Here is a 26,498-nt window from a genome sequence, read left to right on the forward strand (position 1 = left end):
CGACGCGTGCGTTCTGCGGGTGGCGTGTACGGTCAGTGGTGGCAGGAGGGGGCATCCCCATTCCGCCGGCCGTCAGGCCGGCGACACTTCCCGGAGGTTTCTCATCACCGTGCCCGGCTCCGATCAGTCAGCGCCCCTGGACCTGCGCCTCGAGCGAACCGAGCAGGCCGGGTGCCTGGGCACCCCGACACCCCGGGTGGGGTGGCGCCACGCGGCCGGCACCGGGCCGCAGGACGGCTACGAGTTGGAGCTCGTGCGGGGCTCGGCTGCCCCGGTGACGGTCGAGGTGACCGGCGCCGGTGGTGCCGAGCAGGTCGCGGTCGCGTGGCCGCACGAGCCGCTCGCTGCCGGTGAGGTCGGCTCGGTGCGCGTGCGTACCAGCCATGGCGACGGCGGCTGGTCGCCCTGGAGCGCGCCGCTCGCCTTCCACGTCGCGCCCCTGGCGCCCGAGGACTGGGTGGCCCGGTTCATCTCTCCGCGGCACCTGGCCGGACTCGACGACCCGGCCCCGGTCCTGACCGGCACCGTGACCGTGGGGCCGGGGCTCGTCGGAGCGCGGCTGCTGCTCTCGGCGCTCGGTGTGGTCCGAGCCCGGATCAACGGCGTCCGGGTGGGCGCCGACGAGCTCACGCCCGGCTGGACGAGCTACCACAAGCGGCTGCGCTTCCACGGCTATGACGTCACCGACCTCCTGCGTGAGGGCAGCAACGACGTCGATGCGCTCCTCGGTAACGGGTGGTACCGCGGTGCGCTCACCTGGGACCTGCGCCGCGACCTGTACGGGGACCGGCTGGCCCTGCTCGCCCAGGTCGAGTTGCGCTACGCCGACGGCCGCGTCGAGACCGTCGGCACCGACTCCAGCTGGCGGGCGCACTCCTCGCACGTGCTCTCCGACGACCTGTACGACGGCCAGCACACGGACCTGCGCCTGCGCGGCACGCTCGGTGCGGCGGACGAGGTCGACGAGCTCGACGTGGACCCGCGGATCCTGGTTGCGCCCGAGGGCCCGCCGGTGCGGATCACCCAGGTGGTGCCGGCCGTCGAGATCGTCCACAGCCCGACCGGCAAACAGATCGTCGACTTCGGCCAGAACCTCGTCGGCTGGGTGAACCTGACCGTGCGCGGCCACGCCGCCGGGGACCGCATCACCGTCCGGCACGCCGAGGTCCTCGAGCACGGAGAACTCGGCACCCGGCCGCTGCGCAAGGCGAAGGCGACGGACACCTACGACCTCGCCGGCCCGGAGGAGACCGAGCTCGCACCGCAGCTGACCTTCCACGGCTTCCGCTATGCCGAGGTCACGGGCGTCGACGAGCTCCGGCTCGAGGACGTCAGCGCCGCCGTCGTCGGCTCGCAGCTGACCCGCACCGGGTGGTTCACCTGCTCCGAACCGATGCTCGAGCAGCTCCACGAGAACGTGGTGTGGGGCACTCGTGGCAACTTCCTGGACGTCCCCACCGACTGCCCGCAGCGTGACGAGCGGCTCGGCTGGACCGGGGACATCCAGGTGTTCGCGCGTACCGCGGCGTTCCTGTTCGACGTGGACGGATTCCTGTCCTCCTGGCTCCGGGACCTCGCCGCGGACCAACGGCCCGACGGTGGGGTGCCGGTCGTCGTCCCGGACGTGCTCCGCGATGAGAACGTGATCGCCACCGCCTGGGGGGACGCGGCGACGATGGTGCCGTGGGTGCTGTACCGGCGGTACGGGGACTTGGATCTGCTCCGGCGGCAGCTGCCCTCGATGCGAGCCTGGGTCGACCGGCTCTGGGCCGAGGTCGACGACTCCGCGCTCTGGCGCACCGGGTTCCAGTACGGCGACTGGCTCGATCCCACGGCCCCGCCGGAGGATGCCGCGGCCGCCCGGGCCGACCCGCATGTGATCCAGCAGGCGTACCTGGTGCGCTCCACCGAGATGGTCGCGTGGGCGGCCCGGGCGCTCGGCCAGCGCGCCCTGACCGAGGAGTACGAGGACCTGGCGGACACGGCCCGGGCGGCGTTCCAGAACGCATACGTGGCACCGGACGGCCGGGTCACCTCGGACTGCCAGACCGTGTACGCGCTGGCCCTGTGCTGGGCGCTCCTCGGCAGCGGCGAGCAGGTCGAGGGGGCCGGGGAGCGGCTCGCGACCCTGGTTCGGGAGGCGGACGCCACGGTCGCGACCGGGTTCGTCGGAACACCGCTGATCCTGGACGCGCTGGTGATCGCCGGGCACACCGAACTGGCCTACGCGATGCTCCTGCAGACGCAGAACCCGTCTTGGCTCTACCCGGTGACGATGGGGGCCACCACGATCTGGGAGCGCTGGGACTCGATGCTGCCGGACGGCTCGATCAATCCGGGCGAGATGACGTCGTTCAACCACTACGCGCTCGGCGCCGTCGCCAACTTCCTGCACCGCCGGGTGGCCGGCCTCGTCGCGATCGCTCCCGGCTACCGGGAGGTCGAGGTCGACCCGCTCACCGAGGGACCGCTGACCCACGCCGGTGCGCGGCACCTCAGTCCGTACGGCGAGATCGCCGTCTCATGGGAGAAGCGGCCCGACGGCGTGGTGCGGCTTGACGTGAGCGTCCCGCCCGGCGTGGTGGCGCGGGTGTATCCACCCGGGGTGAAGCGAGGGTCGGTCAAGGTGGGTGCGGGGGAGCATACGTTCAGCGGGTGATCTGGCCCGGGTGCGTTGGCCCGGGCGGTGACCGAGGGAGGAAGCCGTGGCCACGCTGCGGGAGATCGTCATCGACTGCCGGGACGCGCCGGCGCTGGCTCGGTTCTGGGCCGCGGCCCTGGACGGCTACGAGGTGCGCGCGTATGACGACGCCGAGGTGGCCCGGCTCGCGGGTCTCGGGCTCACCCCCGAGACCGACCCGACCGTGGCGGTCGACGGACCGGGTCCCACGCTGTTCCTCCAACAGGTCCCGGAGGCCAAGACGGCCAAGAACCGGGTGCACGTCGATCTGTCCGCGAGCGACCGGAGCGCCGAGGTGGCCCGGCTCGTCGACCTGGGCGCGCGCGTGGTGGCGCAACAGGACGGCTGGACGGTGCTGGGGGATCCGGAGGGGAACGAGTTCTGCGTGGCCGACGAGCACTGACCCGGCGCCGCGGGCCCGATCGCTGCGCCGACCGCGCCCGGGTACGGCGCCGGTCAGCGGTTGCACGGGTCCATCGGACCGCGCGCTTCGGCGCAGGTCAGCGGTGGATGTGATCGCGCCAGTCCGCGGGGACGCGGCCGGCCGGCCCGGGCGTCGGCTGGTCCACCGGGTGCGAGCTCGGTGGGGCCAGTTCCGGACCTGTGACCGTGGACTCGGTGCGGTAGTTCCAGTACCAGTCCTCGCCCGGCTCGAACGAGCGCATCAGCTCGTGCCCGGTCTCGCGGAAGTGGGCGGTGGCGTGCTGGCCGGGTGAGCTGTCGCAGCAGCCGACGTGGCCGCAGGCGGCGCACCGGCGCAGGTGCACCCACCAGCCGCCGAGGCCCTCACACTCCTGACAGCCCGTCCCGCTCGGTGCGGCCGTGGTGTCGACGGGGGTGGCCTCGCTCATCGTGGTGCCTCTCGCTGGTCAGGATGGGTCAGCCGGTCGTGACCCGATCGCGGACCACGTCGATCCAGCCTGAGTGCACCTTGGCTCGGCCGAGGTAGCCATGCAGCGGCTCGCCGGCGGCCCGTACGGCGACGCCGAGCAGCAGGAGCGCCTGCCCACCGCGGGTCACCTCCATGAGGGTGCGCAGGTCCGCCGGCCAGGTCAGCACCGGGCCACGCTTGGTGTGCGTCAGGGCGAGCGCCTCGGCGTCCGGCTCCGCGGGCACCGGTTCGATACGGAACCGGGGCTTGACCGTGCGTGCGAACACCGGCGGGTCCTCGGCGTCGAACCGGTCCGCCTCGCGGAGCCCGAGCGCCTCGGCCAGGTCGGCGATGACGCCCGGGTCGTCGGTCGGGGTCAGCACGAGGTACGGCAACCGGCCGGTGATCGTCGACACGGAGCCGGTGGCGAGGTCGACGGAGGTGTGCGCGACTCTCCGCAGGACGTGCTTCGTGGCGCCCATGCGCGACCGGGCCCCTTCCGAACCGACGGCGGCAGCGATGACTACTGCACAACCTACCCGGCGGGCGCCGTTTTGTGACCCCCTCTGACGGCGTGGATCGTCGGGGTGCTGGTCGGGGTGGCGGCCGGTCGGAGATCCCTGGTGTGGCTTCCGTCGGAGTCCTCTCGCGCGATGGCACCATCGTCCGGAGCGAGCGAACGCCGGAGGGTCTCCCGCGCCCGCCGGTACCGGCTCGTCGCCGTGGACGGGGGGATGTCGAGGACGCGGGCTGCCTCGGCGACGGTGAAGCCGTCCCAGTGCACCGTTCGGATCAGCTCCGCGAGGTCGGGCTCCAGGCGGTCGATCGCGTCACGGACCTCGATGCCGGCGTCGGCGGACTCCCCGTCGGTCTCACTCGTGTACCGACGCAGGTGCAGGCTCAGGTTCGACCTCCGCCGGCTGCTGCGACGAGCGTTCAGGACAGTGTTGCGGGCGATGCCGAAGAGCCACAGCCTGGCATCGTGACCGTGGTCCGGGAGGTCCTCGGCGCGCCGCCAGGCCGTCAGGAGGACGTCGCTCAGCGCATCGGGCGCCTCGTCCGAACCGAGCCGGTACTCGAGGTAGCGCAGCAGATCCCGGGACGACGTGGTCAGGACGTCCTGGAGTACCGACTCCGCCCGCTTGTTCGCGTTCACCAGTCCGCACCCGGGCACGAGGCCTGACCGGAGTAGTTCAGGTCGGTGTCCTCGACGTCGAAGCCCTGGCTCTCGAGCTCGTCGTTGACGAGTTCGGAGACGGCGCGTCCCAGCGCGAGCGCGTACTCCATGTCGGCCGACATGGGCTCCCAGTCCGGGTGGTCGGGCGGGAGCTCCACGCCGTCGGCGCCGAAGAACCCGCTCTCCTCCGTGCGCATCTGGGTGATCATGGCGTCGACGTCCACCAGCGCCAGGACGTCGTTGTTCCGGAAGAACTCGCGAGTCGCCTCCGCGATCTCCGAGTCGCCCGAGGCGACGTCGCCGATGCGCTCATCACAGACGGCCCCGCTCGGGAGCGTGTAGGTGAGTGCCAGATCGGGGTCCTCTGCCCACGGCAGCCAGTCGGCCTCCGTGACGGTCGCAGCGGCCGTACCGGCTCCGGCGAGACCGAGCACGACGGCGGCGCTCACCGCGGCGAGGCGCCGTCGCCTCCCGCGCGTGGATGGCGGCCTGGCGGCCTCGCGGCGGTCGGCGATGAGCGCCACCAGCTCGGCGTCGGTCATGTCCGTGGCTCGGGGAGTGGGTGGCGCCGACGCGCTCAACTGCGCGTCCAGCTGGTCGTCGAGGTGGCGCGAGGGGGTCATGTCGGCTCCGATCGTAGGGGGCGCTCACCCCCTACATGTCCGGCGCCCCGACCGGATGCCGACGGGATCGGTGCCGCCTTCACACGGCGCCGACCACGGGCTCAAAGCGCGCCGCGTCACTGCGGAAGTGGCCCGACGACGTCGTCTCCAGCCTGACCTGCGCGGTCCCGAGCGCGAGGTCGAAGAAGCCGAGTTGTCGCCACGCGCCGGCATCGGCCTGTTGGTCGACGATCACCAGCACGTCGGCGTCCGCGGTGACCACCGTGTAGGGGGCGGCGGTGGTGGTGGTCGCGTTCCCGGGGAACCAGACGCTGACCCGGTACCGCCCGGCCGGGGCGCTCGCGGCCCACGAGCACGCGGCTCCGGTGAGCCCGCCGGCGTAGCGGCTGGCGCTGCCGTCGTGCCCGGGCAGGCTGCTCGGGCTCCAGGTCCCGGACTCGGTGTAACCCGGATCCTCGTTGTCGACCAGGAACATGCCGGCCGCATCCGCTGCCGTGATCGCGACGGCCGTGGCCGCGGTGGCGTCCGCGACGCTGAGCACGATCTCGTGCTGGGAGCCGACCACCGCATCGGCGGGTGCGGTCAGGGTGAACTCCACGTCCACGGAGCTCGCGGCAGCGAGGTCGATCGGGACCGTCTCGGGCACCACGGTCCAGCCGGGCGGCGTCCGGAGGGTCACGTCACCCCGGACCGGGGCATCGCTCTGGCTGCGAACCGTCGCGGTCAGCGTCGTCGCGGCACCCGGCGCCGGAACCGCCGGGGCCTGCAGGGCTTCGATGGCCGGACGCAGCGAGGCCGCGTCGACCGGAAGGAAGCGGGTGGCGTCGATGCGGTGGTAGCCGGGGTTGCGCACCTCCACCTGCACGAATCCCTCGGAGCCGGCCTCGAACTCGAAGCGGCCCAGTGTGAACCAGCCGTTCGCGCCGGCCTGCTGGTCGACCTCGAACTCGTCCACGCCGCCCAGGTGGTGCACGCTGTAGATCGCCGCCCGGGTGGTCTCCGGGTTCGTGGGGTACCAGATGGCGACGTCGTACAGCCCGGCGGTCCGCAGCTCCGGCCGCCAGGTGGCCGTGCCGCCGAGTTTGCCCTCCTCGCTGAACCGGGTGGCCGTGCCGTTCCAGCCGGCGAGGGTGCTGGGCAGCCAGAACCCGGCCTCCGTGTACCGCGGCCAGAGGTCGGCGTTGTCGATGATGACCTCGGTCCCGGCGATCTGGATGGTGAGGGCTCGCTCCGTGCGGTTCTCCAGGGTCGCCACCAGTCGGTGGCCGGTGCCGGGGCGGGCCGTCGCCGCGGAGGTGAGCGTGACGCTGTACTCGCGTTCCTCCCGGCCGGGCACCTCGTAGGCGACCGTGGTAGCCGAGGCGGTCCAGCCCGCGGGCAGGCTCAGGGTGAGCGCACCACTGCGCGCGAGGGGCCCGACGTTCAGCACGGCGAACGTCACCTCCGTGGACTCGCCGGGCAGGGTGAGCCGAGCCGGCAGCGCGGTCAGGGCCGAGATCCGCAACGCCTCGAGGACGTTCACCTCGGCGCCGTCGAGGTCCGCCGTGCCACCGGACCAGGAGGCGACGGCGGTCAGGGTCACCGGCCCGGCGGGCTGGGTACCGGGGACGGAGACGTCGAAGGTCCAGTCGGCGTGGCCGGTAGCGGGTACCAGCGCCGGTACGTCCACGGGCTCCGCGGTCCAGCCGTCGGGCAGGCCCAGCTGGACCTGCGCCGACGTCAGGTCGGAGTCGGTGCCGTTGCGGACCCGGGCACGGGCCCGGAGGGTGTCGCCCGCCGTGGTGTCCGGGCTGATCTCGATCTCGCCGCACGCATCCACGCCGGGCGGGCAGACCCCGGTGACTGAGGACGGGAGGTGGAGGGTGTGGTCGGCCGTGGACACGTCGCCGTTCGTGAGCCGGTAGCTGAACGTGGCCGTCGGGTCGTCCACGCCGATGGACCACTCATAGGGGAACACCTTCTCCGGCGCGTCCTGCCAGGTCCCTTCACCCACCCGGTAGCTGAGGTCGGTGGGCGTCTCGGTGTCGATCTGGACGTAGGCGTCGTACCCGTCGCGGGCCGGACGCGGCAGCAGCAGCGCACGGACCAGGCCGAAGTTCGACGTCGGGTCGGTGTCCTCCTCGTGGAAGCTGGCGCCGGAGCGGTCGGTCGCCGTCGGCTCCCAGTGCCACGGCACGTCCATGCTCACGCCTCGGACCACCACGGCGCGCAGTCCCTTGGCGGGGACGAGCACCCGCAGCCGTCCGCCGCGGATCGTGGCGCTCTCGCGGGTCCCGTCCGCGTTGATCAGCTCGGCCTCGTAGCGGTTCCGGGTCTGGATCCCGGTCAGCTCCGGCGAGAACGTGACGGTGGCCATGGAGGGGGTGGTCGTCTCGCTCGTCAGGCTGAGGTAGAGGCTGTCGTTGCCGACGGCCGTGATCCAGTTGAGCTGGTGGTCCGAGACGTCCACGATGCCGGGCGGGAAGTACGGCCAGACGCCGTCCTCGCCGTAGAACGAGCCGGGTGCGTGGCCGTACGTGGAGTACTTGAAGAACACGTAGTTCGACTCGAACTGACGCGGGAAGCTGATCTGCCCGGCCGAGCGGGTGAGCTGCTCGGTGATCAGGTAGTCGAGCGCGAGACCGAGCTGGGCCGGGATGTGGTGGAAGTAGATGCAGGTGGTCCCCGGCGGGCCGGTGAGCGGGAAGTCCGGCTTCATGTTGGCGGCGACGAACTGCCGGTTGTAGTAGCCCGGGTAGTTCGTGAACCGGCCGACCACCAGGTTGTGCGCGACCTCATGGATCAGCGTGTCGCCGGTGTGCTGGGCGAGCCGGAGCAGGAACGGCGCCCAGACCGGGATCATCGAGAACCCACCGCCCGGGTTCTCGATGTCGCGGCCGATCTTGTACGTGCTGAGCTGTTCGAACGTGACGCCGCTGGTCGAGACGACCCAGGCCGGCACCGACTCGGCGGGAATGTCGTCGAGCGGGTAGTCGGGCAGCACCGGGCTGTCCGACCACCGGTCGAGCTGAGCATCGATGAACGGCTGGTTCGGCACCGTGACGTTCCCGCGCGGGATCGGGCGCACCTGGGTCTGGGTGATGTAGCGGCGCGCCTCGGCGAGGGAGGCGTCGAGGAAGTCGGTGTCCCCGGTGAGCTCGAACAGGACCAGGAGCTCGGTCCAGGCCTTCGAATAGTTGTAGCCGAAGTCGTTCTCGCCCCGGTTCGTCGTGTACGCCGTGACGATGTTGTCCCGGAGGTAGCGCCGCCCCTCGGCCGTGGCTTCGGCGAGGTAGGCCGGGTTCCCGGTGAGCTCGTACGCCTGCAGCGGCGTACTCATCGGGGTCCGAGCGTCCTTCGCGGGGCGCTGCGCGATCACCCGCATGGCGAGCCGGTGCAACGCGCCGCTCTGCCCACGCGTCTGTCGGTAGAGCGGGACGAGGGTGGAGGCATCTCCGGTGATCTGCCCGACGCGGTACTTCTCGAGGCTGCCGTAGACCGGCTTGCCCTTGATCGGGCTGTGCCCGACGTCGGCCCGGGAGAGCTGGTACTCGATCAGCGGTCGGGCGCGCCGGTCGTAGAGGTCCGGGGTGCCGGTGAGGTGGAACGCGGAGAGCAGCACGCCCGCGATCGGGGTCCGGACCGCCTGGTCGTTCTCGATGTCCACGAACCCCTTGGCGCGGTTCCACCAGCCGCTGAAGGACGGTACGAACGCCTCGCTGTCGTCCTCGGCGGGTTCGATCATGGTGAGGTCGATCAGGTTGAACACCGTCTGGGTCAGCGACGTGTCGAACACGTTCTCCCGGTAGTCGGTGTAGCCGTACTCGTCGTGGACCACGGCGGCGTAGGCCTCGTGCAGCGGCCCCGGCGCAGCGTAGATCCCGAAGGCGTAGCCGAACGCCTCGCCTGCCGCGAGGGACGAGCGCCGCCCGGCCTGCGGTGCGTACGCGACGGGCTGGACGTCGCGGGTGTCGTTGCGCAGGCTCATCCCGAACGGTTGACCGTCGGGTCCGAGTTCGCGCTCGTGCTCGAACTCCAGAACCTCGGCGGGGGTGTACAGCCCGAGCGTGACGGGACCGCCGTCGACCCGGTGCTCGGCCAGTGTCATGGGTGCCATGAGTTCCCAGGCGCCGAGGGACTGGGCGTCCTCGATGACCCGGGCGTGCTGGCGGGTGCCGCACAGCACCTCGTCCACCTCGTCGGGCTGGCGGGTGTCGAAGGACTGGTAGCCGACCACGTAGTGCTGGGCCTGAGCGGCGGTGACGGTCCACTGCACCTCGGGGTTGTCACCGTCGAGGTTCCAGCGCACCACGAGGTCGTAGGCGTCGGGCACGCTGCTGCGCAGTTCGACGGTGCGCCGCCCGACCTGCTCCATCGAGTCGAACGCCACCCAGTTCGGGTGCATCGACGCGTAGTAGTCGTTGGGGCTGCCTTCCTCGCCGGTGAGCACCACCCACTGTTCGTCGAAGCGCCGCTCCGGCGAGGTGACCGGCAACCAACCGGACGACGTGCGCACCTCCAGATCCCGCACATAGGTGCCGCCGCCGGTCCAGGTGGCCCGGTGCATGGTGAGGCGGTGGCGTGGCCCGGTCACCTGGAGCAGCTCGGTCACGTCCAGGTCGGGCATCTCGATACGGCGCAGCGCGTCCGGTAGCGGTGCGTTCGTCACGGTGTCCGCGGCGGCTGCCGTGGGGTTCAGGGCGCCCAGCACCGGGGGCAGGACCGCGGCCCCCACGAGGAGGCGGATCGCGGAACGACGGGAGATTGCCCCAACACTATTTGGGGCAGCGATCGAATCTATGGCTTCATCGCGCATGTGGTAGATAGTGCATGCACCAACGTGAGGGCGTCAAGGACTGATCGAGACCTCTCTCGCTCTTCCCAGGGCGCGGGCGGTGATCGGTGGAGGCGGAGACGCAGGGCCGTCAGCGCACCAGCGAGCGCAGGTTCCGGAGCGCGACCGACAGCGGCGCCACGTCGGCGCCCTCGAGCGCCGTGATGGTGGCCACCGAATCCTGGACCCGGGTCAGGGCCGTGCCCGCGGCCCCGGTCCAGGTCGCCAACCGTTGTTCGGGGTCCGTGTCGCCAGGGGTGGCCGCCTGCACCGTGCGGGTCAGCGAGGCGAGGGTCCCGTAGAGGTCGTCGCGCATGGCTGCGCGGGCGAGGGCGTCCCACCTGTCGTCCAGGGGCAGGCCGGCCACCTGGATGAGCAGGTCGTCCACCTGGAACCGGTCGGAGACGGCGAAGTACAGGCCCGCCACGGCGGTCAGGTCCTCACCGGAGGCGCCGGCGAGCTCGACCACGTCCAGGAGGGACAGTGCGGGCAGCAGTCCGGCCGCACGCTCGGCCTGTTCGGTCGGTACACCGGCCTCGGTGAGGGCGGTGGCACGGGCGTGGAACCGGTCCAGCTCGGCGCCGCGCAGCAGAACGGGCAGTTGCGGCGTCAGCTCGCCCACCGGCCCGGCGAACACCTCGACGGCCTCGGCCACGTCCACCTCGTCGGGACGGTGCTGCACGAACCATCGCGAGCCCCGATCCAGGAGCCGCCGGAAGTCGAGGTACAGCTGGGTCTGCACGGCGGCGTCCACCTTGTTGTCCAGAGCCTCGACGGCCGCGACGAAGTGCTCCATGGCGAAGACCTCGCGGCACGCGACGAAGGCCCGGGTGACCTGCTCGCTGGAGGCGCCGGTCTCGTCGCCGGCGCGGAACGCGAACGTGATGCCACCCCGGTTCACCATGGAGTTCACCACCGAGTTCACGATGATCTCCCGGCGCAGCGGGTGCTCGGGGAGCCGGTCGCCGTAGGCCTCCCGCAGCGGCGCCGGGAAGTACTCGGCCAGGGTCCGGGTGAACCACGGCCCGTCGGCCAGGGAGGTGGATGCCAGGTCGGCCTTCAGCGCGAGTTTCGCGTAGGCGACCAGCACCGCGAACTCGGGCCTGGTCAGGCCCTGGCCGGCGGCGTCCCGTTCGGCGATCTGCCGGTCGGTGGGCAGGAACTCCACGGCGCGGTCCAGCTCGCCGCGCCCCTCCAGCCACTGGATGAGGCGGTGGTGCACGGCGAGCATCTCGTGTGCGTGCGCGCGGGAGTTGCCCAGCAGCACGTTCTGCACGTAATTGTCGCGGAGCACCTGCGCGGCCACCTCGTCGGTCATCGACGCGAGCAGCTCGTTGCGCTGGTCGAGGGTCAGCTCCCCGTCCCGGGTGAGCGCGGTGAGCAGGATCTTGATGTTCACCTCGCGGTCGGAGGTACCGACTCCGGCGGAGTTGTCGATGGCGTCGGTGTTGATCCGTACCCCGTGCATGGCCGCCTCGACCCTGCCGAGCTGACTCACGCCCAGGTTGCCGCCCTCGACGAGCACCTGGCAGCGCAGTTCGCGCCCGTCCACCCGGATCGCGTCGTTCGCGCGGTCGCCGATCTCGGCATTGGCCTCGGCGGACGCCTTCACATAGGTGCCGATGCCGCCGTTGTAGACGAGGTCCACCGGGGCGAGCAGGATCGCGTGGATCAGCTCGGCGGGGGTGAGGCCGGTGACGTCGTCGGCGAGGCCGAGCACCTGCCGGGTCTCCGGGCCGATCGGCACCGACTTCGCCGACCGCGAGAACACGCCACCGCCGGCGCTGATCAGTTCCGGGGTGTAATCGGCCCAGCTCGAGCGCGGCAGGTCGAAGAGGCGACGCCGCTCCGCGAAGGAGGCTGCGGCGTCGGGCGTGGGGTCGATGAAGACGTCCCGGTGGTCGAAGGCCGCGACGAGCCGGATGTGCTCCGAGAGCAGCATCCCGTTGCCGAACACGTCCCCGCTCATGTCTCCGATGCCGACGACGGTGAAGTCCTCGGTCTGGCTGTCCACTCCCATCTCACGGAAGTGGCGCTTGGTCGACTCCCAGGCACCGCGGGCCGTGATGCCCATCTCCTTGTGGTCGTACCCCGCGGACCCGCCGGAGGCGAACGCGTCGTCGAGCCAGAAGCCGTACTCCGCGGAGATCGAGTTGGCCAGGTCGCTGAACGCGGCGGTGCCCTTGTCCGCGGCCACCACCAGGTAGGAGTCGTCACCGTCGTGGCGGACCACGCGCTCGGGCGGGACCACCTCGGACCCGACCCGGTTGTCGGTGACGTCGAGCAGGCCGCGGATGAACGCCGAGTAGGCGGACCGGCCCTCCGCGAGCCACGCGGCACGGTCGGCTGCCGGATCCGGCAGACGCTTCGCGAAGAAGCCACCCTTGGACCCGGTCGGCACGATCACGGCGTTCTTGACCATCTGGGCCTTCACCAGGCCGAGTACCTCGGTGCGGAAGTCCTCGCGACGGTCGCTCCAGCGCAGCCCACCACGGGCGACGGCTCCGAAGCGCAGGTGCACGCCCTCCACCTGCGGCGAGTACACCCAGATCTCGAACCGTGGTTTCGGGGACGGCAGGCCCGGAACCAGGTGGCAGTCCAGCTTGAGGCTGACCCGGTCGGTGGGTTCGCCGTCCTCGCCGACTGCGCCGGACCTGAAGAAGTTGGTGCGCAGGGTCGCGCCGATGACGCCCACGAACGAACGCACGATGCGGTCCTGGTCCAGGCTGGCCACCTGCTCCAGGTCGGCGTCGATCTCGGCGGTGATCCGGGCCTGGGCGGCGTCGCGATCGCCGCCCTCGACCGTGCTGTCCGGGTCGAAGCGTGTCTCGAACAGGGCCACCACCCGTGCGGCCAGATGGGGGTTCGCCACCAGGGCCGCCTCGAGATACTCGACGCTGAACGTCGAGCCGATCTGACGCAGGTAGCGCGCGATCGTGCGCAGGATGACCACCTGCCGCCAGGCCAGTCCGGAGCTCAGCACGAGCGCGTTCAGGCCGTCGCTCTCCGCTCGGCCGCCGTCCACGGCGAGGAACGCGGCCTCGAACGCGGTCGCGGCGTCCGCCTGCGCGTCCCAGAGGTCCGCGCTCGGGGTGCGCAGCCCGAAGTCGTAGATCCGCACGGTGTCCTCGGCGTCGCCGGTGATCAGGTACGGACGCTCGTCGGCAACCACGACGCCGAGGTGGCTGAAGATGGGCAGCATGGCGGTCAGGCTCAGGGGTTCGCGGCGGTAGACCTTCAAGCGTCGCTCGGTCGGCTCGCCGCGGTCCGGGTCGTACAGGTGCACCCTGGTGTCGCCCGGCGCGAGCGCCTGCAATTGGGCCAGGTCGTAGGTGGCGGCGTCGGCGCCGAAGTCCTCCTTGTATGCCTCCGGGAAGCCGTACACGTAGCCCCGGCCGGCGGCTGGGTCATCGGTGGGTGAGACGTGCAGCGCGTCGAGGAGGTCCTCCTCCCAGGTACGGGTCGCCCGCAGCAGCCGCTCCTGGACGGCGCCCGTGTCGACGTCCGGGATGTCGGAGCCGCGCGGGACCCTGACCACGAAGTGCAGCTGGGCCAGCGGCGACTCGCTCACTCGCGTGGTGAAGTCCACGTGCTCGGCGCCGTAGGCCTCCCGCAGGATGGCCTCCATCCGCAACCGGACCACCGTGTTGTACCGGTCTCGGGGGATGTAGACGAGCGCCGAGACGAACCGGCCGAACTCGTCCTTGCGCAGGAAGAGCTTCGCCTTGCGGCGCTCCTGCAGGTACAGGACGTCGGAGGCGACCTCCCAGAGCGTGTCCACGTCGGTCTGGAACAGCTCGTCGCGCGGGTAGGCCTCGAGCACCCCGAGCAGGTCCTTGGCCGAGTGCGAGTGGGCGGCGAAACCGCTACGGGCGAGGACGGCGCGGACCTTCTCGGCAGCGATCGGAAGGCGAAGGACCGAGTCCGCGTACGCCGTCGACGTGAACATCCCGAGGAACCGGCGTTCGCCGATGACGTTGCCGTCGGCATCGAACGTGCGGATGCCGATGTAGTCCAGGTACACGGGGCGGTGCACGGTGGCCCGCGAGTTCGCCTTCGTGATGGTCAGCAACCGCGGTTCGCGGGCATTCTCCTGGGCCTCGGGGCGCAGCCGCGAGAACTCGTGGTCAGCGCCGGGTTCGCCGCGGAGGATCCCGAGCCCGCTGCCGCTCACCGGGCGCAGCACGTCCTCGCCGTCGACGGTGTCGAGGGTGTACTCGCGGTACCCGAGGAATGTGAAGTGATCATCGGCGAGCCAGCGCAGGAACTGCTCGGTCGGCTCCACCTCGTCCTGGTCGACGGTGGGTGGGGCGCCGGCCTCGAGCTGGCGGGCGAGCCCCTCGCACGCGTGCCGCATGGCGGCCCAGTCGACGACGGTGCGGCGCACGTCCGAGAGGACGGACTCCAGCCGCGCGGTGAGTTCGATGCGGGCGGCCTCGGTGGCGATCCGGTCGATGGCGATGTGCATCCACGACTCGACGGTGCCGGCAGCCGTCGGCGGACGCTCCTCGCGGACCGCGGTGAGCGCGCCGGCCTCGTCCCGGCGGACCACGATCTGGGGGTGCACGATCAGGTACACCACCCGCCCGTGGTCGGAGAGCGCCGCGGTGACGGAGTCCACCAGGAACGGCATGTCATCGGTGCAGATCTGCACGATCGTGTGCTTGCTCTGCCAGCCGTCCTCCGGCAGCGTCGGGGTGAACACGCGCACCAGCGTCTCGTCGGCGCCGCGGTGCTGCGCCAGGGTCGACATCGACCGGACCATGCCGAGGACGTCACGGGGCTCGCGTTCGGCCAGGTCCTCGGTCGCGACATGCTCAAGGATCCGGTCCACGAGCGGGATCAGGTGGTTTTCGCCGGCGTGTTCCGCGAGGTCGGTGACCGCCCGGAGGATGGCCCCCCGCGTCGATCCGGTCGGGACGGTCGCTGCCGAGTTCATTGCCCACCCATTTGAGTCGCTCTCACGCCTGTGTACGCGATTCGCGAGTCTATCCAGATTGTGAGACGCGGGCAGGTCGAGTCCCGCAGCCGGTTCGCCACCGGCGTCGGCGTCGGCGCGGCCGCCCGCGCCGGGGCGTGATCGACGGCCGAATCATTGTCCGCCCGGCTGCGATCGGCCGGTAGTGTGCACCCACGTGCCCGCCTTCCTGTGTGCGGGCGTCCCCCAACGAGGAGAACGATGTCCGTACTCGATGCGTCCATGAGCGGCGAGTGGGTGTTCGATCCGTCCCACAGTCGCGTTGGCTTCTCGGCCAGGCACGCGATGGTGACCAAGGTGCGTGGCGCCTTCAATGAGGTCGACGGCCGCATGTACGTGGACCCCCACGGCCCTCAGAACTCCACGGTCGAGGTCCGGCTCGCGGTGGCGAGCGTGGACACCCGCAACGGTCAGCGCGACGACCACCTGCGCAGTGCCGACTTCTTCGACGCCGAGACCTACCCCGAGATCGTGTTCCGGAGCACCTCCGTCGACGAGGTCGAGGACGACACCTACATGGTGGTGGGAGACCTGTCCATCCGGGACGTCACCAAGCAGGTGGCGATCCCGATCACGCTGGTCGGCGTCGAGCGGGACCCGATGGGTAACCTCCGGGCCGGCTTCGAGGGCACCCGCCGGGTGGACCGCCGCGACTTCGGACTCGAGTGGAACGTCCCGCTGGACACCGGCGGCGTGCTCGTCTCGGAGAAGATCACCCTCGAGTTCGACATCTCCGCCGTGCGGACCGAGGATGCGGCCGCCGACGGTGCCGTCGCGTCCGAGGATGCCGACCAGGCCGAGGGTGCCGAGCAGGCTGAGGGTGCCGAGCAGGTCCAGCAGGCCGAGGGGGCCGAGCAGGCCGGATCCGACGCGGAGGCCCCCGCCGAGCCGACGGCCCCCGAGTACGCCCAGGCCCAGGAGGGTGACGCCTCCGATGCGGCAACACCCGCGGCTGGCGTGGCGGGTCTCGCGCAGCCCGAGGGCTTCGCGCAGGTCGAGAGCGAGGCTCCGGTCGCGCCCGAGTACGACCAGCGCCAGCCGCAGCCGGTCCCCGCCCAGCAGCCGTCGCCGTGGGAGCCCCCGCCGGGGCACCGGTACTGATCCGCGGCGGCCCGCCGTCCCCCTGGGGGGGGCGGCGGGCCGTGCTGGGTCGGGCCGGGCTCGACCGGGCCTCGGGCCCGGCTCGACGGGCCTCCGGCCGTCCTCCACCGGCCTCGGGCCGGATTCAGGCCGAGCGCAGCCAGGGTGGGCTGAGGATGCCGGCCGGGTCGTGGGCGGCGCGCACCCGTGCGAGGCGCTCGTACGCCTCGGCGGGCCACATGGCCCGGTAGGACTCGGCCGTGCTGGCATCCCCGAACGAGACGTTCTCGTGCTCCGCGAGCCAGGCTCCCGCGGCCGCTTTGAACGCCTCGAACGCGGCCGGCCCCTGCGCACGCACGGGTTCCGGTCCGGCGGCGACGGTGGACACGGCCACGGCCGCGCCCCGACCGGTGGCGGCCGATCCCTCCGGCACGTCCGTGGCCATGGCAGCGCCGAGGTGGCGCAGTTCCACGACCGCCAGCGGGCTGCTCGCAGCGGCGGCGGTGCCGAGCAGCACGTCGACGAGAGCCTGGTCGAGCCTGCGGAGCAGGGTTCCGGCCGACCATGACTCACCCGGGTCCTCCGGGTCCCCGTGGATCCGAGCCACCTCCGCCAGCGGCAGCTCACCGAGGTCGTCGGTGAGCGCCGGGGCCAGCGCGCGCAGCGGCGCGGCGAGCCGTTCGCCGTCGGCGACCGACCCGGGCCGCGCGAACCGCAGCGCCAGCACCCGCTGACCGCGCAGCGGCTCGGGGATGAAGGGCAGCGGCGGCATGGTGATCAGGGCGACGGACGTGCTCACGTCTGCCGGCGCCGTCGGGAGCCAGTCCACCCACCCGCGCAGGACCTGCTCGCGGTGCTCCGTGGCGAACAGCAGGTTGCCGGCGTACAGGGACGGGATCGGCGCGAGCTCGATGGTGATCTCGGTGACGACGCCGAGGCCGTACTTGCCGCCGCGCAGCGCCCAGAACAGGTCCTGGTTCTCGGTGGCGGAGGCCGTGACCACCGCTCCGTCCCCCGTGACCACGCGCACGGACCGGACCCAGTCGGACGTGAACCCGTGGCTGCGCACGAGCGGGCCGAGGCCCCCGCCCAGGGTGTAGCCGACCACGCCGACGTGGGTCGAGGAACCGGTCACCGGCGCCAGGCCAAGAGGCGCGGTCTTCTCGATCACGGCGGACCAGCGGGCTCCGGCCCCGATCGTGGCGAGCCGGGTGGCCGCATCGACGCTCACCCCGTCGAGGTCGCCGGTGAGCAGTTGCAGGCCGGCCGTGACCGGCGCGTGTGAGCCGTGCCCGGTCGCGAGCACGTCGACGGTGAGGTTGTGCGCGGCAGCGAAGGCGACGGCGGCGCTCACGTCAGCCTCGCCGGCGGCACCGACCGCCAGCTCGGGTTCGTGCGTGACGGCCAGGTTCTGGCCGCGAACGGCGTCCGCGAACCCCGGCTCGCCGCGCAGCAGTACGGGGCCGGAGATCGTGGAGCGGAGACGGGAGAGATCGGATTCGCTGAAAGTGGTCACGCACACAGACGCTAGGCGGAGGTACCGACATCCGGATAGGCGTTTTCGCGCTCGGCGATGACGTCGTGACGAGTCGCCCGTGTGGTGCCCCGTGGGGTGCCGCTCGACCGACCGCCGGTGGATCGGAATAGCCCGGCCGGGACCCGCGTTGCCGCCAAGGACGCGGTGTGGTCTCCCCGCGCCACTCTCGCGAAAGGTCACCATGTCCGTCCCGCTGTCCCTGCTCGATCTGGCCACCGTCGGAAAGGGCGAGACCGCCCGGGAGGCACTCGAGGGCAGCGTGGCGCTGGCCCGCGCCGCCGAGCGCACGGGCTTTCGCCGGGTCTGGTACGCCGAGCACCACAACAGCCCCGGCATCGCGTCCTCGGCCACCGCGGTCCTGATCGCCCATGTCGCCGCGAACACCCGGTCCATCCGACTCGGCTCCGGCGGGATCATGCTCCCGAACCACTCCCCGCTGACCATCGCGGAGCAGTTCGGCACCCTCGCCTCGCTGCACCCCGGCCGGATCGACCTCGGCCTCGGCCGCGCTCCCGGCACCGACCAGGTCACCATGCGCGCCCTGCGGCGGGACGCCACCTCCTCCGACACCTTCCCCCGGGACGTCCAGGAACTGCAGGGCTACCTCTCCGGCGACAGCCTGCTGCCCGGCGTCGAGGCCTACCCGGGCAGCGGCACGAACGTGCCGCTGTACATCCTCGGCTCGTCCCTGTTCGGCGCCCAGCTGGCCGCCGCGCTCGGCCTGCCGTACGCGTTCGCCTCGCACTTCGCCCCGGCCGCACTCGAACAGGCGGTGGCGGTCTACCGACGGGAGTTCACGCCGTCGGACCAGCTCGCGGAGCCGTACGTGATCGCCGGCGTCGGCGTCGCGACCGGCGAGACCGAGGCGCAGGCACAGGCCCAGCTGCTCGCGACCCAGCGCAGCCGGGTCGCGCTGATCCTCGGCGGCAAGCGCGACTTCACCGACGACGAGGCGGACACGGTGCTCGCCTCCCCGCAGGGCCAGCACCTGCTCGAGATGATGCGCTACACGGCCGTCGGCACCGCGGCGACGGTCGGGGAGTACCTGACCACGTTCGCCAAGCACGCCGACGCCGACGAGCTCATCGTCGCCCTGCACGCCACCACCGTGACCGACCGGTTGCGCGCAGCGGAACTGGTGGCGCAGGCAGGTGGGCTGACCGCGGACTGATCCTGCGCCGTCGGCCCCCGACCCACCCGGCCTGACGCAGCCGGCACCCCCACCCAGCCCTGCCCGTTGCGGTGTGGTTCCGAGGCACCGGGTACGTCGGGGCCGCCCCGTCGACGCCCGGCGGAGCCGCCCAGCAGGGCTCAGCCCGGGTAGTGCTCGAGCGCTCGGCGGGCGGCGACGCGGATCTGCTCGACCATCGACGCCGGCTCCAGGACCGTCACCTCCGGTGCGAAGAGGACCGCCACGGCCGCCATCACCTCGCTCTGACGCACCGTGACCCGCCAGGTCTCCGCGCCGCCGGGCACCGCGGGCGGCTCGACCTCGATGGCGCTGCCGGACGCCACCTGCATGTCCACCAGGCGCCGCAGGATCCCGGCCCGGTCCTGCGACACCAGCAGCGTCACCGGCACCGGACTCAGCCGGTCGGAGAACCGAGCGCGCAGCTCCTCCCAGATCACGGTCAGCGGCCGGCCGTCCACCGGGGTGCTCGGCGCCTCCAGCACCGTCACTCCGGCGATCCGGGACACCCGGTAGCTGCGGACCTGACGCCGATGCTCGGCGACCAGGTACCAGCGACTCGCGTGATCGACGATCCCGATCGGGTCGACGGTGCGGGTCCCGGGGGCGGTCGCGGTGGCCGAGGTGTACGTCATCCGCACCCGGCGGCGCCCGATCACCGCCTCGCGCAGCTGCGGCAGCAGCGGCACCGCCTCCGCCGCGGCGAACCAGGTGCGGCGGTCGGCGAGCACCACACCGCCCAGGGACTCGGCGCGGGCGACCGCCTGGCTCGGCGCGGTCGCGGCGATCTTGGCCAGCGCCGACGACAGCGCCCCGCCGAGCCCGAGCTGATCGGACGCCTCCCGGGCGGTCCAGGCGAACAGGGCCTGCGCCTCCGCCGGCGTCAGACCTGACGCACTGGTGGTGAAGCCGTCCATCAGCACGCAGCCGCCGCCCCTGCCCTGCTCGGTGTACACCGGCACGCCGGCCGCCGACAGTGCGTCCATGTCGCGCAGCACGGTCCGCTCGCTCACCTCGAGCTGTTCGGCCAGCCAGGACGCGGTCGCTCGCCGGTGCCGCTGCAGCAACATGAGCAGATGCATCAACCGGTCCGCGCGCATGGGTTCGAGACTGCCACGGAAACCAGACACTAGATGTCAGGTTTCCACGATGAACTGGTTCCGACGGGCCACACAGGCCCGGACAGTCCACGAAGGAGATCGACCATGACAACCACCGAATCCGCGCTGCGGGCCGACCCTCGACCGCTGCTCGCCCGCGTCCTCGACCAGACCGGTGCCCTGATCGCCGACACCGACGAGTCGCAGTCTTCGCTGCCGACGCCGTGCGCCGAGTTCGATGTCGGCGCCCTGGTGGGTCACCTGCAGGGCGTGGTCCGTCGGATCGGCGTGGTGCTGGCGGGCCGCCCGTTCTTCGAGGCACCGAGCCACGTCGACAGCACCGACTGGGCAGCGGACTGGGCCGACGGCCGGGCCGGCACCGACGCGGTGCTCGCCGACGACGAGTCGTTGACCCGCGCCGTGACGGTGCCCTGGGGGCAGGTCCCGGGCGCCGCGGCGATCGGCTCGTACGTCGGCGAGCTCGCGGTGCACTCGTGGGACCTCGCCGCCGCCACCGACCGCACCGACGCACTCGACGGCGAGCTGGCCGTCATCGCGCTGGCCGCCTACCAGCAGATGCTGCCGGCCGAGCCGCGCGGCGGGCAGATTCCCTTCGCCGCCCCGGTGCCCGTTCCCGACGGCGCCGATGCCTACGCGCGTCTGGTCGCCTGGACCGGACGCGATCCGTACTGGACGACGGCGGCCTGACCCGGCGCCGGCGGGCAGGTCGCCACGGGCGGGCGGTTCGTGGGCGACCGGGTCGGGTGATCGGTGTCCGGCACCGGCCACGCGGCGGCCCGGCCGCGTGACTCCTGCCATGCTGGGGGCATGCCGGCCCCCGAGACCGCCCTGCCCGCCACGGACCGACCGGCACGCTCGCTCGCGCTCGTCCCCGCCGTCGGCGTGAGCCTCTCCGCCTTCCTGCTGTTCGGCCTGCAGCTACCGGGCTGGGGCCACGCGCTCCTGGTGGCCAGCCTGGCCGGGGCGTTCCTGGTCGGACGGGAGCTCGGCAAGGACCTGACCCTGATCGGGGTGGGCGTCGCGATCGTGTCGGTGACCTCGGTCGAGGCGGACGTGAGCTGGGACCGGTTCGTCACGATCGGGATCGTGCTCGCCCTCGCCGTGACCGCGCCGTTCCTGATCGACAGGTTCGTCTACAAGCGCCGCGCGATCCGGTTCCCGTGGCGCACCGGCCAGCCGTGGACCCGCCTCGAGAAGGCCTACATCATCGCCGTGCCGGTGCTCGGGTGGCTGATCCTGCCGTTCTACTTCATCGACTCCGGCGCCTATCTGAACTGGCCGCACATCACGGACGCCAGTGAGCTCGGCCGGTTCTTCGTGGGCGTCAACGCGGTCGGTACCTGGGACGAGCTCTTCTTCATCTGCACCTGCTTCGCCCTGCTCCGCCGGCACTTCCCGATGTGGCAGGCGAACCTGCTCCAGGCCGCGATCTTCGTCTCCTTCCTGTGGGAGCTCGGCTATCGGGAGTGGGGGCCGCTGCTGACCGCCCCGTTCGCGCTGCTGCAGGGCTACATCTTCTCCAAGACGGGGTCGCTGACGTACGTGCTGATCGTGCACCTGCTGTTCGACCTGATGGTGTTCCTCGCGATCGTGCACGCCCACAACCCGGGTGTCATCCCGATCTTCCTCATCTGAGCCGGGAATAACGCCGGGCCGTCCCGCCTTGACCTCCACAGGTACATGCAAACGCATTGAGTGGAGTGGTGATGGCAGAAATCGAGCTCGGTCTGGACACGTTCGGCGACGTCACGATCGGTGACGACGGGCAGTTGCTGAGCCACGCCGAGGTGATCCGGAACGTGGTCGCCGAAGGGGTGCTCGCCGATCGGGTGGGCGTCGACTTCATCGGCATCGGGGAGCACCACCGCGACGACTTCGCGGTCTCCGCCCCGGATGTGGTGCTCGCGGCGATCGCGTCCCGCACCGAGCGGATCCGGCTCGGGTCGGCGGTCACGGTGCTCAGCTCCGACGACCCGGTGCGCGTGTTCGAGCGGTTCTCCACCCTGGACGCGATCTCCGGCGGGCGCGCCGAGGTGATCCTCGGCCGCGGCTCGTTCATCGAGTCCTTCCCACTGTTCGGGTACGACCTGAAGGACTACGACACCCTCTTCGAGGAGAAGTTCGACCTGTTCACGCACCTTCTCGAGGAGGAGCCGGTCACCTGGAGCGGGACGGTCCGGGCCGCGCTCTCGGAACAGTTGGTGTATCCGCCGACGGCGTCCGGGCGCCTCCGTACCTGGCTGGGGGTCGGCGGTTCGCCCCAGTCCGTGGTGCGGGCCGCGCAGTACGGAATCCCGCTGATGCTCGCCATCATCGGCGGTGCGCCCGAGCGGTTCGCGCCCTACACCGACCTCTATCACCGAGCGCTCGCCGAGTTCGGTCGCGAGGCGCTGCCGATCGGCGCGCACTCGCCCGGCCACGTGGCACCCACCGACGCTCAGGCCCGGGACGAGTTCTTCCCGCACTACGCGGCCGGGATGGCTCGCATCGGCGCGGAGCGGGGCTGGGCGCCGATGACCCGGGAACGGTTCGAGGAGGAGGTCGGCGAGGACGGTGCCCTGTTCGTCGGCTCCCCGGAGACGGTCGCGGCGAAGATCGTGCGGGCCGTGCGGGCCCTCGGGCTGTCCCGGTTCGACCTCAAGTACAGCGCCGGCACCCTGCCGCACGACCTCGCCGTGCGGCACATCGAGCTCTACGGCCGCGAAGTCATCCCCGCGGTGCGCGCGGCGCTCGCGCAGGACTGACTTCCGCGTCCTGCCCGAGCCCTCTTCCCGCTGTGAGGAAGTACCTCTCGCCGTGATGCAGTACCGCTTGCCTGAGGAAGACGGTTGTCAGTACCTACCTCGGGCATGAGGTACTGCCTGACGGCTGGGAGGTCAGCCTCGCCGCGACGCCGGGGCACGGGCCGGTCAGCCGAGACCGTCCCGCGCCAGCGACACTCGCAGCTGGTCGAGCCACTCCTCGCCGAGCCGGCGGCCGTCCGGGAACTGGTCGGCACGGTCCCAGCGCCATGCCGTGATCATGGCCAGCATGAGGATCCGGCACTGACGCAGCACGACCGGGTCGATGTCCGGGTAGTGCTCGGCGACGTCGTCCGGGGCGTGGGCGAGGTCGAACTCGATCGGCCCTCGGCACGCCGTCTCGAGGTCGATGAACAACGGCCCGTGCTCCGTGGCGAGCAGATTGCCGGGGTGCGGTTCTCCGTGCAGCAACTGGTCGCCGCCACGGTCGACGATCGCATTTCGCAGGCCGCTCAGGGTGTCGCCGAGCAGGTCCCGATCCGGATCGCGCAGCTCCGGTGACCGGGCGCGGTCCGCGACGAGCTGTCGTGCGTCCTCGACCCGGTCCGTGAAGTGAGGCGTCGGAACGTCGACGGTACGCATCCCGGCGTGCAGCCGCCGCAGCGCCAGCGCGTAGTCGGCCGGTGCGATCTCCTCCGTCACCGGTTCGTGGTACGTCCAGAACGTGAACACGAAGCCGTCGAGCTGGTGGACGCGTGGCTCCACCCGGGGCTCGAGAGCCCGCACCGGGCAGCCGGCACCGATGAGCCGCTGCGCCAGATCGATCTCGAACTGCGCGCCCTGCTGCGCCTGCGGTGCCACCCGGACGAGGACGTCGCAGGGCAGCAGCCGAACCGAGAGCTTGTTCGAGTTGTGCAGGACGATCGCGTCGTCGGCCGCCAGACCGCAGGACGTCGCGATCGACCGGGCGGCGGCGATCGCACGCGTCATCTCGGATGGCAGCATCTCCACGCCCCAGTCTGCGTTGCCGTGCGGCTGCCGGGTGCAGCCGTGGTCACGATACGCAGGGCCGACCGATGCGGGCCGTCTCTTTTTCCTTCGCATCGAAGCCGCGGGCCCGGTTACGGTGCGCCGATGACCTCGACCGCGGAACTCGCGACCCTGCTGGCCGGCCAGGACCACCGGCAGGCACACGCGCACCTGGTCCGCACCGGGTGGAACGTGTGCGGCGTGGGGGACTGGGCCGTGACGCTGCGTTCCCCGGACGGGCTCCTGGCCGCGCGGGTCTCGCCGTTCGACCCGGCCTACCCGGTGTTCGTGGACCTGTGCCGACGGCTGCCGGACTCGGCCCACCTGCCCCGGGTGGAGAGCGATGTCGCGCTCGACGGCGGTGGGCAGCTGACGATCATGGAGTTCCTCCTCCCCGCACCCGACGGTGTGGCGGCGCAGCTGCGGGCGTCCTGGGACGCGCGCACGGATGCCGGCCTCGATGCGGTTCGGCAGGTGGCCGAGGACCTGGATGCCACGGCCCGGCGGACCGTCCCCTGGTGGGATGGCCTCGACACGAATCCCGGCAACATCATGCGGGCGCTCGACGGTCGGACGGTCCTGGTCGACGTCTTCTGCATGGACGGGGCGGCGCTCTATGCCGCCCTCCTGGCCGACCCCGCCGGTTTCGCCGAGCGGATCCCTGCCGAGCAGCGCCAGCACCTCAACGAGATCGCGTTCATCGCCCGCAGCAGCACCCCGGCGGAGATCGCCGACCTACGGGCTGCCGATGCGCTGGCCCATCGCAGTGGCCCCGGTCGCGGCGCGACTGGCATCCTCGAGGCGTGAGTTCCGCGCAAGCCCTCGTCCGCCGTCACGTCGACTCCTTCAACGCCGGGGACGCCGGGACGCTGCTCAGCGACTTCACGTCCGACGCCAGCTGGGTCACCGGCGACTACACGGTGCCGGGCGGTGAGCTCCGGGAGTTCTTCCGGTCGGCGATGGCGTCGATCACGCCACGACTCGATCTCGTCCGAGTCGTCGACGGCGGCAGTGTGGTCGTGGCGGAGCTGACCGAGTCGTGGACCCACGACGGCGAGGCGAAGCAGGCTGCCCTGGTCGCGGTGTTCGACCTCGTCGAGGGCAGGATCGCCAGGGCGAAGATCTACCGCGAGGGCTCGGCGGACGCGTGAGCCCGGATCGCCGGTAGAGCTCGCGCTCGGGTCACCCGGCCGGGTCCGCAGCTCGGGCGTACTCCGACCCGGAGCGGGTGCGCTCCAGGATCTCCTCGTCGACCATGGCCCGCCGCAGCCCGGCGGTGTCCGGGTCGAACCTGGCGAGCCGCTCGTTGAGCTGGGCTTCGGACACCACCTCGTCGACGGCGAGCGCCCGGTCCGCGACCAGCCGGAGCAGCGCGCGTCGCTCGGTGGCGTCGTAGGGGTAGCGGTCGATCTCGCCGCGCTCGTTCAGGAACCGCTCGGGACCGGTGGCCCGAGGCTCGGCGGCCGCCGCCAGGACTCGGCCGAACACTCCCGGCTGCTCGACGAGCCGTCCCTGCGCCTCCCGGACCAGCCCCGCACGTGCCAGCATGGCGCTCGCCTGCCGCTGCTTCGACGGACTCAGGCCAGCGGAGTCCGGGGACTCGTCCAGCACGATCACGGCGAAGAGGCGGCGCGCGTGCGGGTTCGCCAGCGCGGCCAGGATGGGCCGCCAGTCCGCCTGGTCGGGGTGCTCCGTCACTCGGTCATGCTAGCCATCCCGGCAAGGCAGGTCCGCGTCGTCACCGCTGTGGGCGATCCCAGGGCTGCGGCGCCTGCGAGGGCTGGCCGCACGGGTTCGTCGGGCCGGGCTGCGCACCCGGCTGGGCCTGGCCCTGCTGTGGCGATCCCGCGCCCCCCTGCGGCGCGAGCCCGGCATACAGGAAGGACCCCGGCTGCTGCGGGTCGCTGACGAGCAGCACGTTGTCCCCGGTCCGCGGGATCTCCAGCTTGGACACCAGCGACTGCAGCTGCAGCTGCTGCCCGTTCACCTCCAGGACGAGCAGGATCACCGGGTCGTAGTTGATCAGCTGGCCGGTGTCCTGCAGGCCGAGCACCCGGGCCGTGGTGGTCGGGTGGCCGGCGGCGCGCAGCTGCGCAGCCGTCTGGCCCTGGTTCATCGCCCCGGTGGCCTGCTGCATCGCCTCGGTGAACTCGCGGCCCATGAACGCCTGGGTGAGCTTGCCGGTGAGGCCGCGGCCCTCGGCGATGTCGTTCGCCATCTGCATGCCCTCGGCCTGACGCTCGGCCATGGTCTTGCGCTTGAACAGTCCCATCGTGGTGCTCCTTGCTTCTCGGGGCGGCTCGCTGCGCCCTGGCCGATGCTGCTGACTCCTTGTGACATGACCGACGCTAGGAGGCCGTGGCGGCAACCGGTCCCAGGTTCGGCGACTGCTCATCGGGCGTTCCGGCGCGGTTCACGCAGGCCGCCGAGCGTTCACCTGTCGCGCAGGGCGCCGGCCCGGTCGAAGCCGTTGCACCGGCCGAAGCCCTTGCATCGGCCGAAGCCGTTGAACTGGGATCGGTAGCCGCCGGCGCCCGCCCAGGATCCGATGGTCAGCGCGATCCCATCGCCACCGCACCGCAACCAGCCAGGGGGCACACCGTGGGCGCATGCCCCGCATCGATCGACGATCCGCCCGCGCACACCCGGCCCAGGCGCC

At 71.7% G+C, this 26,498-nt stretch carries 20 protein-coding genes; 9 read left to right on the forward strand and 11 right to left on the reverse strand.

What is annotated here, in order from left to right:
• The first annotated feature begins 109 nt into the window (after nucleotides 1-109).
• Nucleotides 110-2,659 (forward strand): alpha-L-rhamnosidase, encoded by a 2,550-nt coding sequence (locus tag GKS42_RS01690; protein WP_232847875.1) that lies wholly within the window; start codon nucleotides 110-112, stop codon nucleotides 2,657-2,659.
• A gap of 46 nt (nucleotides 2,660-2,705) precedes the next feature.
• Nucleotides 2,706-3,083, forward strand: a complete 378-nt coding sequence (locus GKS42_RS01695; RefSeq protein WP_154792271.1) for a VOC family protein — start codon at nucleotides 2,706-2,708, stop codon at nucleotides 3,081-3,083.
• Nucleotides 3,084-3,180: 97 nt separating this feature from the next.
• On the opposite strand, the gene GKS42_RS01700 is transcribed toward GKS42_RS01695, so the two are convergent.
• The 6 genes from GKS42_RS01700 to GKS42_RS01725 form a co-directional block, all read right to left on the reverse strand.
• A complete protein-coding gene (locus GKS42_RS01700; protein ID WP_154792272.1) occupies nucleotides 3,181-3,531 on the reverse strand; it encodes a UBP-type zinc finger domain-containing protein in 351 nt (116 codons plus the stop codon).
• 28 nt (nucleotides 3,532-3,559) lie between these two features.
• On the reverse strand, nucleotides 3,560-4,033 hold the full coding sequence (locus GKS42_RS01705; protein ID WP_154792273.1) for a hypothetical protein: 474 nt from the start codon (nucleotides 4,031-4,033) through the stop codon (nucleotides 3,560-3,562).
• A gap of 53 nt (nucleotides 4,034-4,086) precedes the next feature.
• Nucleotides 4,087-4,707: an RNA polymerase sigma factor gene (locus tag GKS42_RS01710; RefSeq protein WP_232847876.1), complete on the reverse strand. Its 621-nt coding sequence runs from the start codon at nucleotides 4,705-4,707 to the stop codon at nucleotides 4,087-4,089.
• Nucleotides 4,704-5,351, reverse strand: a complete 648-nt coding sequence (locus GKS42_RS01715) for a hypothetical protein (protein WP_154792274.1) — start codon at nucleotides 5,349-5,351, stop codon at nucleotides 4,704-4,706. Before GKS42_RS01715 ends, GKS42_RS01710 begins: the two co-directional genes overlap by 4 nt.
• A 79-nt stretch (nucleotides 5,352-5,430) precedes the next feature.
• The gene (locus tag GKS42_RS01720; RefSeq protein ID WP_154792275.1) at nucleotides 5,431-10,065 is read right to left on the reverse strand and encodes a golvesin C-terminal-like domain-containing protein; all 4,635 of its coding nucleotides are present in this window, start codon (nucleotides 10,063-10,065) and stop codon (nucleotides 5,431-5,433) included.
• A 190-nt stretch (nucleotides 10,066-10,255) separates the two neighbouring features.
• Complete coding sequence (locus tag GKS42_RS01725; protein WP_154792276.1) at nucleotides 10,256-15,103, reverse strand: NAD-glutamate dehydrogenase; 4,848 nt, start codon at nucleotides 15,101-15,103, stop codon at nucleotides 10,256-10,258.
• A gap of 240 nt (nucleotides 15,104-15,343) precedes the next feature.
• Here GKS42_RS01725 and GKS42_RS26865 point away from each other — a divergent pair, with 240 nt between their 5' ends.
• Entirely contained in the window at nucleotides 15,344-16,243 is a 900-nt protein-coding gene (locus tag GKS42_RS26865; protein WP_154792277.1) for a YceI family protein, read from the forward strand.
• Nucleotides 16,244-16,367: 124 nt separating this feature from the next.
• Here GKS42_RS26865 and GKS42_RS01735 read toward each other — a convergent pair whose 3' ends face one another.
• Nucleotides 16,368-17,738 carry an FAD-binding oxidoreductase gene (locus GKS42_RS01735; RefSeq protein ID WP_168217710.1) on the reverse strand — a complete coding sequence of 457 codons (1,371 nt, stop codon included), beginning with the start codon at nucleotides 17,736-17,738 and terminating at the stop codon, nucleotides 16,368-16,370.
• Between the two features lie 202 nt (nucleotides 17,739-17,940).
• On the opposite strand from GKS42_RS01735, the gene GKS42_RS01740 reads away from it, so the two are divergent.
• Nucleotides 17,941-18,930 (forward strand): LLM class flavin-dependent oxidoreductase, encoded by a 990-nt coding sequence (locus GKS42_RS01740; protein WP_154792279.1) that lies wholly within the window; start codon nucleotides 17,941-17,943, stop codon nucleotides 18,928-18,930.
• Nucleotides 18,931-19,070: 140 nt separating this feature from the next.
• Here the strand turns inward: GKS42_RS01740 and GKS42_RS01745 are convergent, their stop codons facing one another.
• On the reverse strand, nucleotides 19,071-20,030 hold the full coding sequence (locus GKS42_RS01745; RefSeq protein ID WP_168217711.1) for a helix-turn-helix transcriptional regulator: 960 nt from the start codon (nucleotides 20,028-20,030) through the stop codon (nucleotides 19,071-19,073).
• A 123-nt stretch (nucleotides 20,031-20,153) separates the two neighbouring features.
• Here GKS42_RS01745 and GKS42_RS01750 point away from each other — a divergent pair, with 123 nt between their 5' ends.
• The 3 genes from GKS42_RS01750 (at nucleotide 20,154) to GKS42_RS01760 (ending at nucleotide 22,813) form a co-directional block, all read left to right on the forward strand.
• On the forward strand, nucleotides 20,154-20,756 hold the full coding sequence (locus tag GKS42_RS01750) for a TIGR03086 family metal-binding protein (protein WP_154792281.1): 603 nt from the start codon (nucleotides 20,154-20,156) through the stop codon (nucleotides 20,754-20,756).
• Nucleotides 20,757-20,876: 120 nt separating this feature from the next.
• Entirely contained in the window at nucleotides 20,877-21,704 is an 828-nt protein-coding gene (locus GKS42_RS01755; protein WP_154792282.1) for a CPBP family intramembrane glutamic endopeptidase, read from the forward strand.
• A gap of 71 nt (nucleotides 21,705-21,775) precedes the next feature.
• Nucleotides 21,776-22,813, forward strand: coding sequence for an LLM class flavin-dependent oxidoreductase (locus tag GKS42_RS01760; protein ID WP_210769284.1), 1,038 nt, complete (start codon nucleotides 21,776-21,778; stop codon nucleotides 22,811-22,813).
• Nucleotides 22,814-22,978: 165 nt separating this feature from the next.
• Here GKS42_RS01760 and GKS42_RS01765 read toward each other — a convergent pair whose 3' ends face one another.
• A complete protein-coding gene (locus GKS42_RS01765) occupies nucleotides 22,979-23,815 on the reverse strand; it encodes a phosphotransferase (RefSeq protein ID WP_154796480.1) in 837 nt (278 codons plus the stop codon).
• 129 nt (nucleotides 23,816-23,944) lie between these two features.
• Here GKS42_RS01765 and GKS42_RS25945 point away from each other — a divergent pair, with 129 nt between their 5' ends.
• Nucleotides 23,945-24,646, forward strand: a complete 702-nt coding sequence (locus GKS42_RS25945; RefSeq protein ID WP_168217712.1) for a hypothetical protein — start codon at nucleotides 23,945-23,947, stop codon at nucleotides 24,644-24,646.
• Complete coding sequence (locus GKS42_RS25950) at nucleotides 24,643-24,990, forward strand: nuclear transport factor 2 family protein (protein WP_168217713.1); 348 nt, start codon at nucleotides 24,643-24,645, stop codon at nucleotides 24,988-24,990. The genes GKS42_RS25945 and GKS42_RS25950 overlap by 4 nt, the downstream gene beginning before the upstream one ends.
• 31 nt (nucleotides 24,991-25,021) lie before the next feature.
• On the opposite strand, the gene GKS42_RS01775 is transcribed toward GKS42_RS25950, so the two are convergent.
• Together GKS42_RS01775 and GKS42_RS01780 are read right to left on the reverse strand one after the other, a co-directional pair.
• Nucleotides 25,022-25,537, reverse strand: a complete 516-nt coding sequence (locus GKS42_RS01775) for a DUF2087 domain-containing protein (protein WP_154792284.1) — start codon at nucleotides 25,535-25,537, stop codon at nucleotides 25,022-25,024.
• Nucleotides 25,538-25,577: 40 nt separating this feature from the next.
• Complete coding sequence (locus tag GKS42_RS01780; protein WP_174791021.1) at nucleotides 25,578-26,111, reverse strand: hypothetical protein; 534 nt, start codon at nucleotides 26,109-26,111, stop codon at nucleotides 25,578-25,580.
• Nucleotides 26,112-26,498: the final 387 nt, after the last annotated feature.

Source organism: Occultella kanbiaonis (assembly GCF_009708215.1).
GTDB classification, from domain to species: domain Bacteria; phylum Actinomycetota; class Actinomycetes; order Actinomycetales; family Beutenbergiaceae; genus Occultella; species Occultella kanbiaonis.

Bases quoted from the DNA above. Each gene is read 5' to 3' on its own strand.
- GKS42_RS01700 (WP_154792272.1), bottom strand. From the start codon at position 3,531: ATGAGCGAGGCCACCCCCGTCGACACCACGGCCGCACCGAGCGGGACG.
- GKS42_RS01705 (WP_154792273.1), bottom strand. From the start codon at position 4,033: ATGGGCGCCACGAAGCACGTCCTGCGGAGAGTCGCGCACACCTCCGTC.
- GKS42_RS01715 (WP_154792274.1), bottom strand. From the start codon at position 5,351: ATGACCCCCTCGCGCCACCTCGACGACCAGCTGGACGCGCAGTTGAGC.
- GKS42_RS01725 (WP_154792276.1), bottom strand. From the start codon at position 15,103: ATGAACTCGGCAGCGACCGTCCCGACCGGATCGACGCGGGGGGCCATC.
- GKS42_RS26865 (WP_154792277.1), top strand. From the start codon at position 15,344: ATGTCCGTACTCGATGCGTCCATGAGCGGCGAGTGGGTGTTCGATCCG.
- GKS42_RS01740 (WP_154792279.1), top strand. From the start codon at position 17,941: ATGTCCGTCCCGCTGTCCCTGCTCGATCTGGCCACCGTCGGAAAGGGC.
- GKS42_RS01745 (WP_168217711.1), bottom strand. From the start codon at position 20,030: ATGCATCTGCTCATGTTGCTGCAGCGGCACCGGCGAGCGACCGCGTCC.
- GKS42_RS01750 (WP_154792281.1), top strand. From the start codon at position 20,154: ATGACAACCACCGAATCCGCGCTGCGGGCCGACCCTCGACCGCTGCTC.
- GKS42_RS01755 (WP_154792282.1), top strand. From the start codon at position 20,877: ATGCCGGCCCCCGAGACCGCCCTGCCCGCCACGGACCGACCGGCACGC.
- GKS42_RS01760 (WP_210769284.1), top strand. From the start codon at position 21,776: ATGGCAGAAATCGAGCTCGGTCTGGACACGTTCGGCGACGTCACGATC.
- GKS42_RS01765 (WP_154796480.1), bottom strand. From the start codon at position 23,815: ATGCTGCCATCCGAGATGACGCGTGCGATCGCCGCCGCCCGGTCGATC.
- GKS42_RS25945 (WP_168217712.1), top strand. From the start codon at position 23,945: ATGACCTCGACCGCGGAACTCGCGACCCTGCTGGCCGGCCAGGACCAC.
- GKS42_RS01780 (WP_174791021.1), bottom strand. From the start codon at position 26,111: ATGGGACTGTTCAAGCGCAAGACCATGGCCGAGCGTCAGGCCGAGGGC.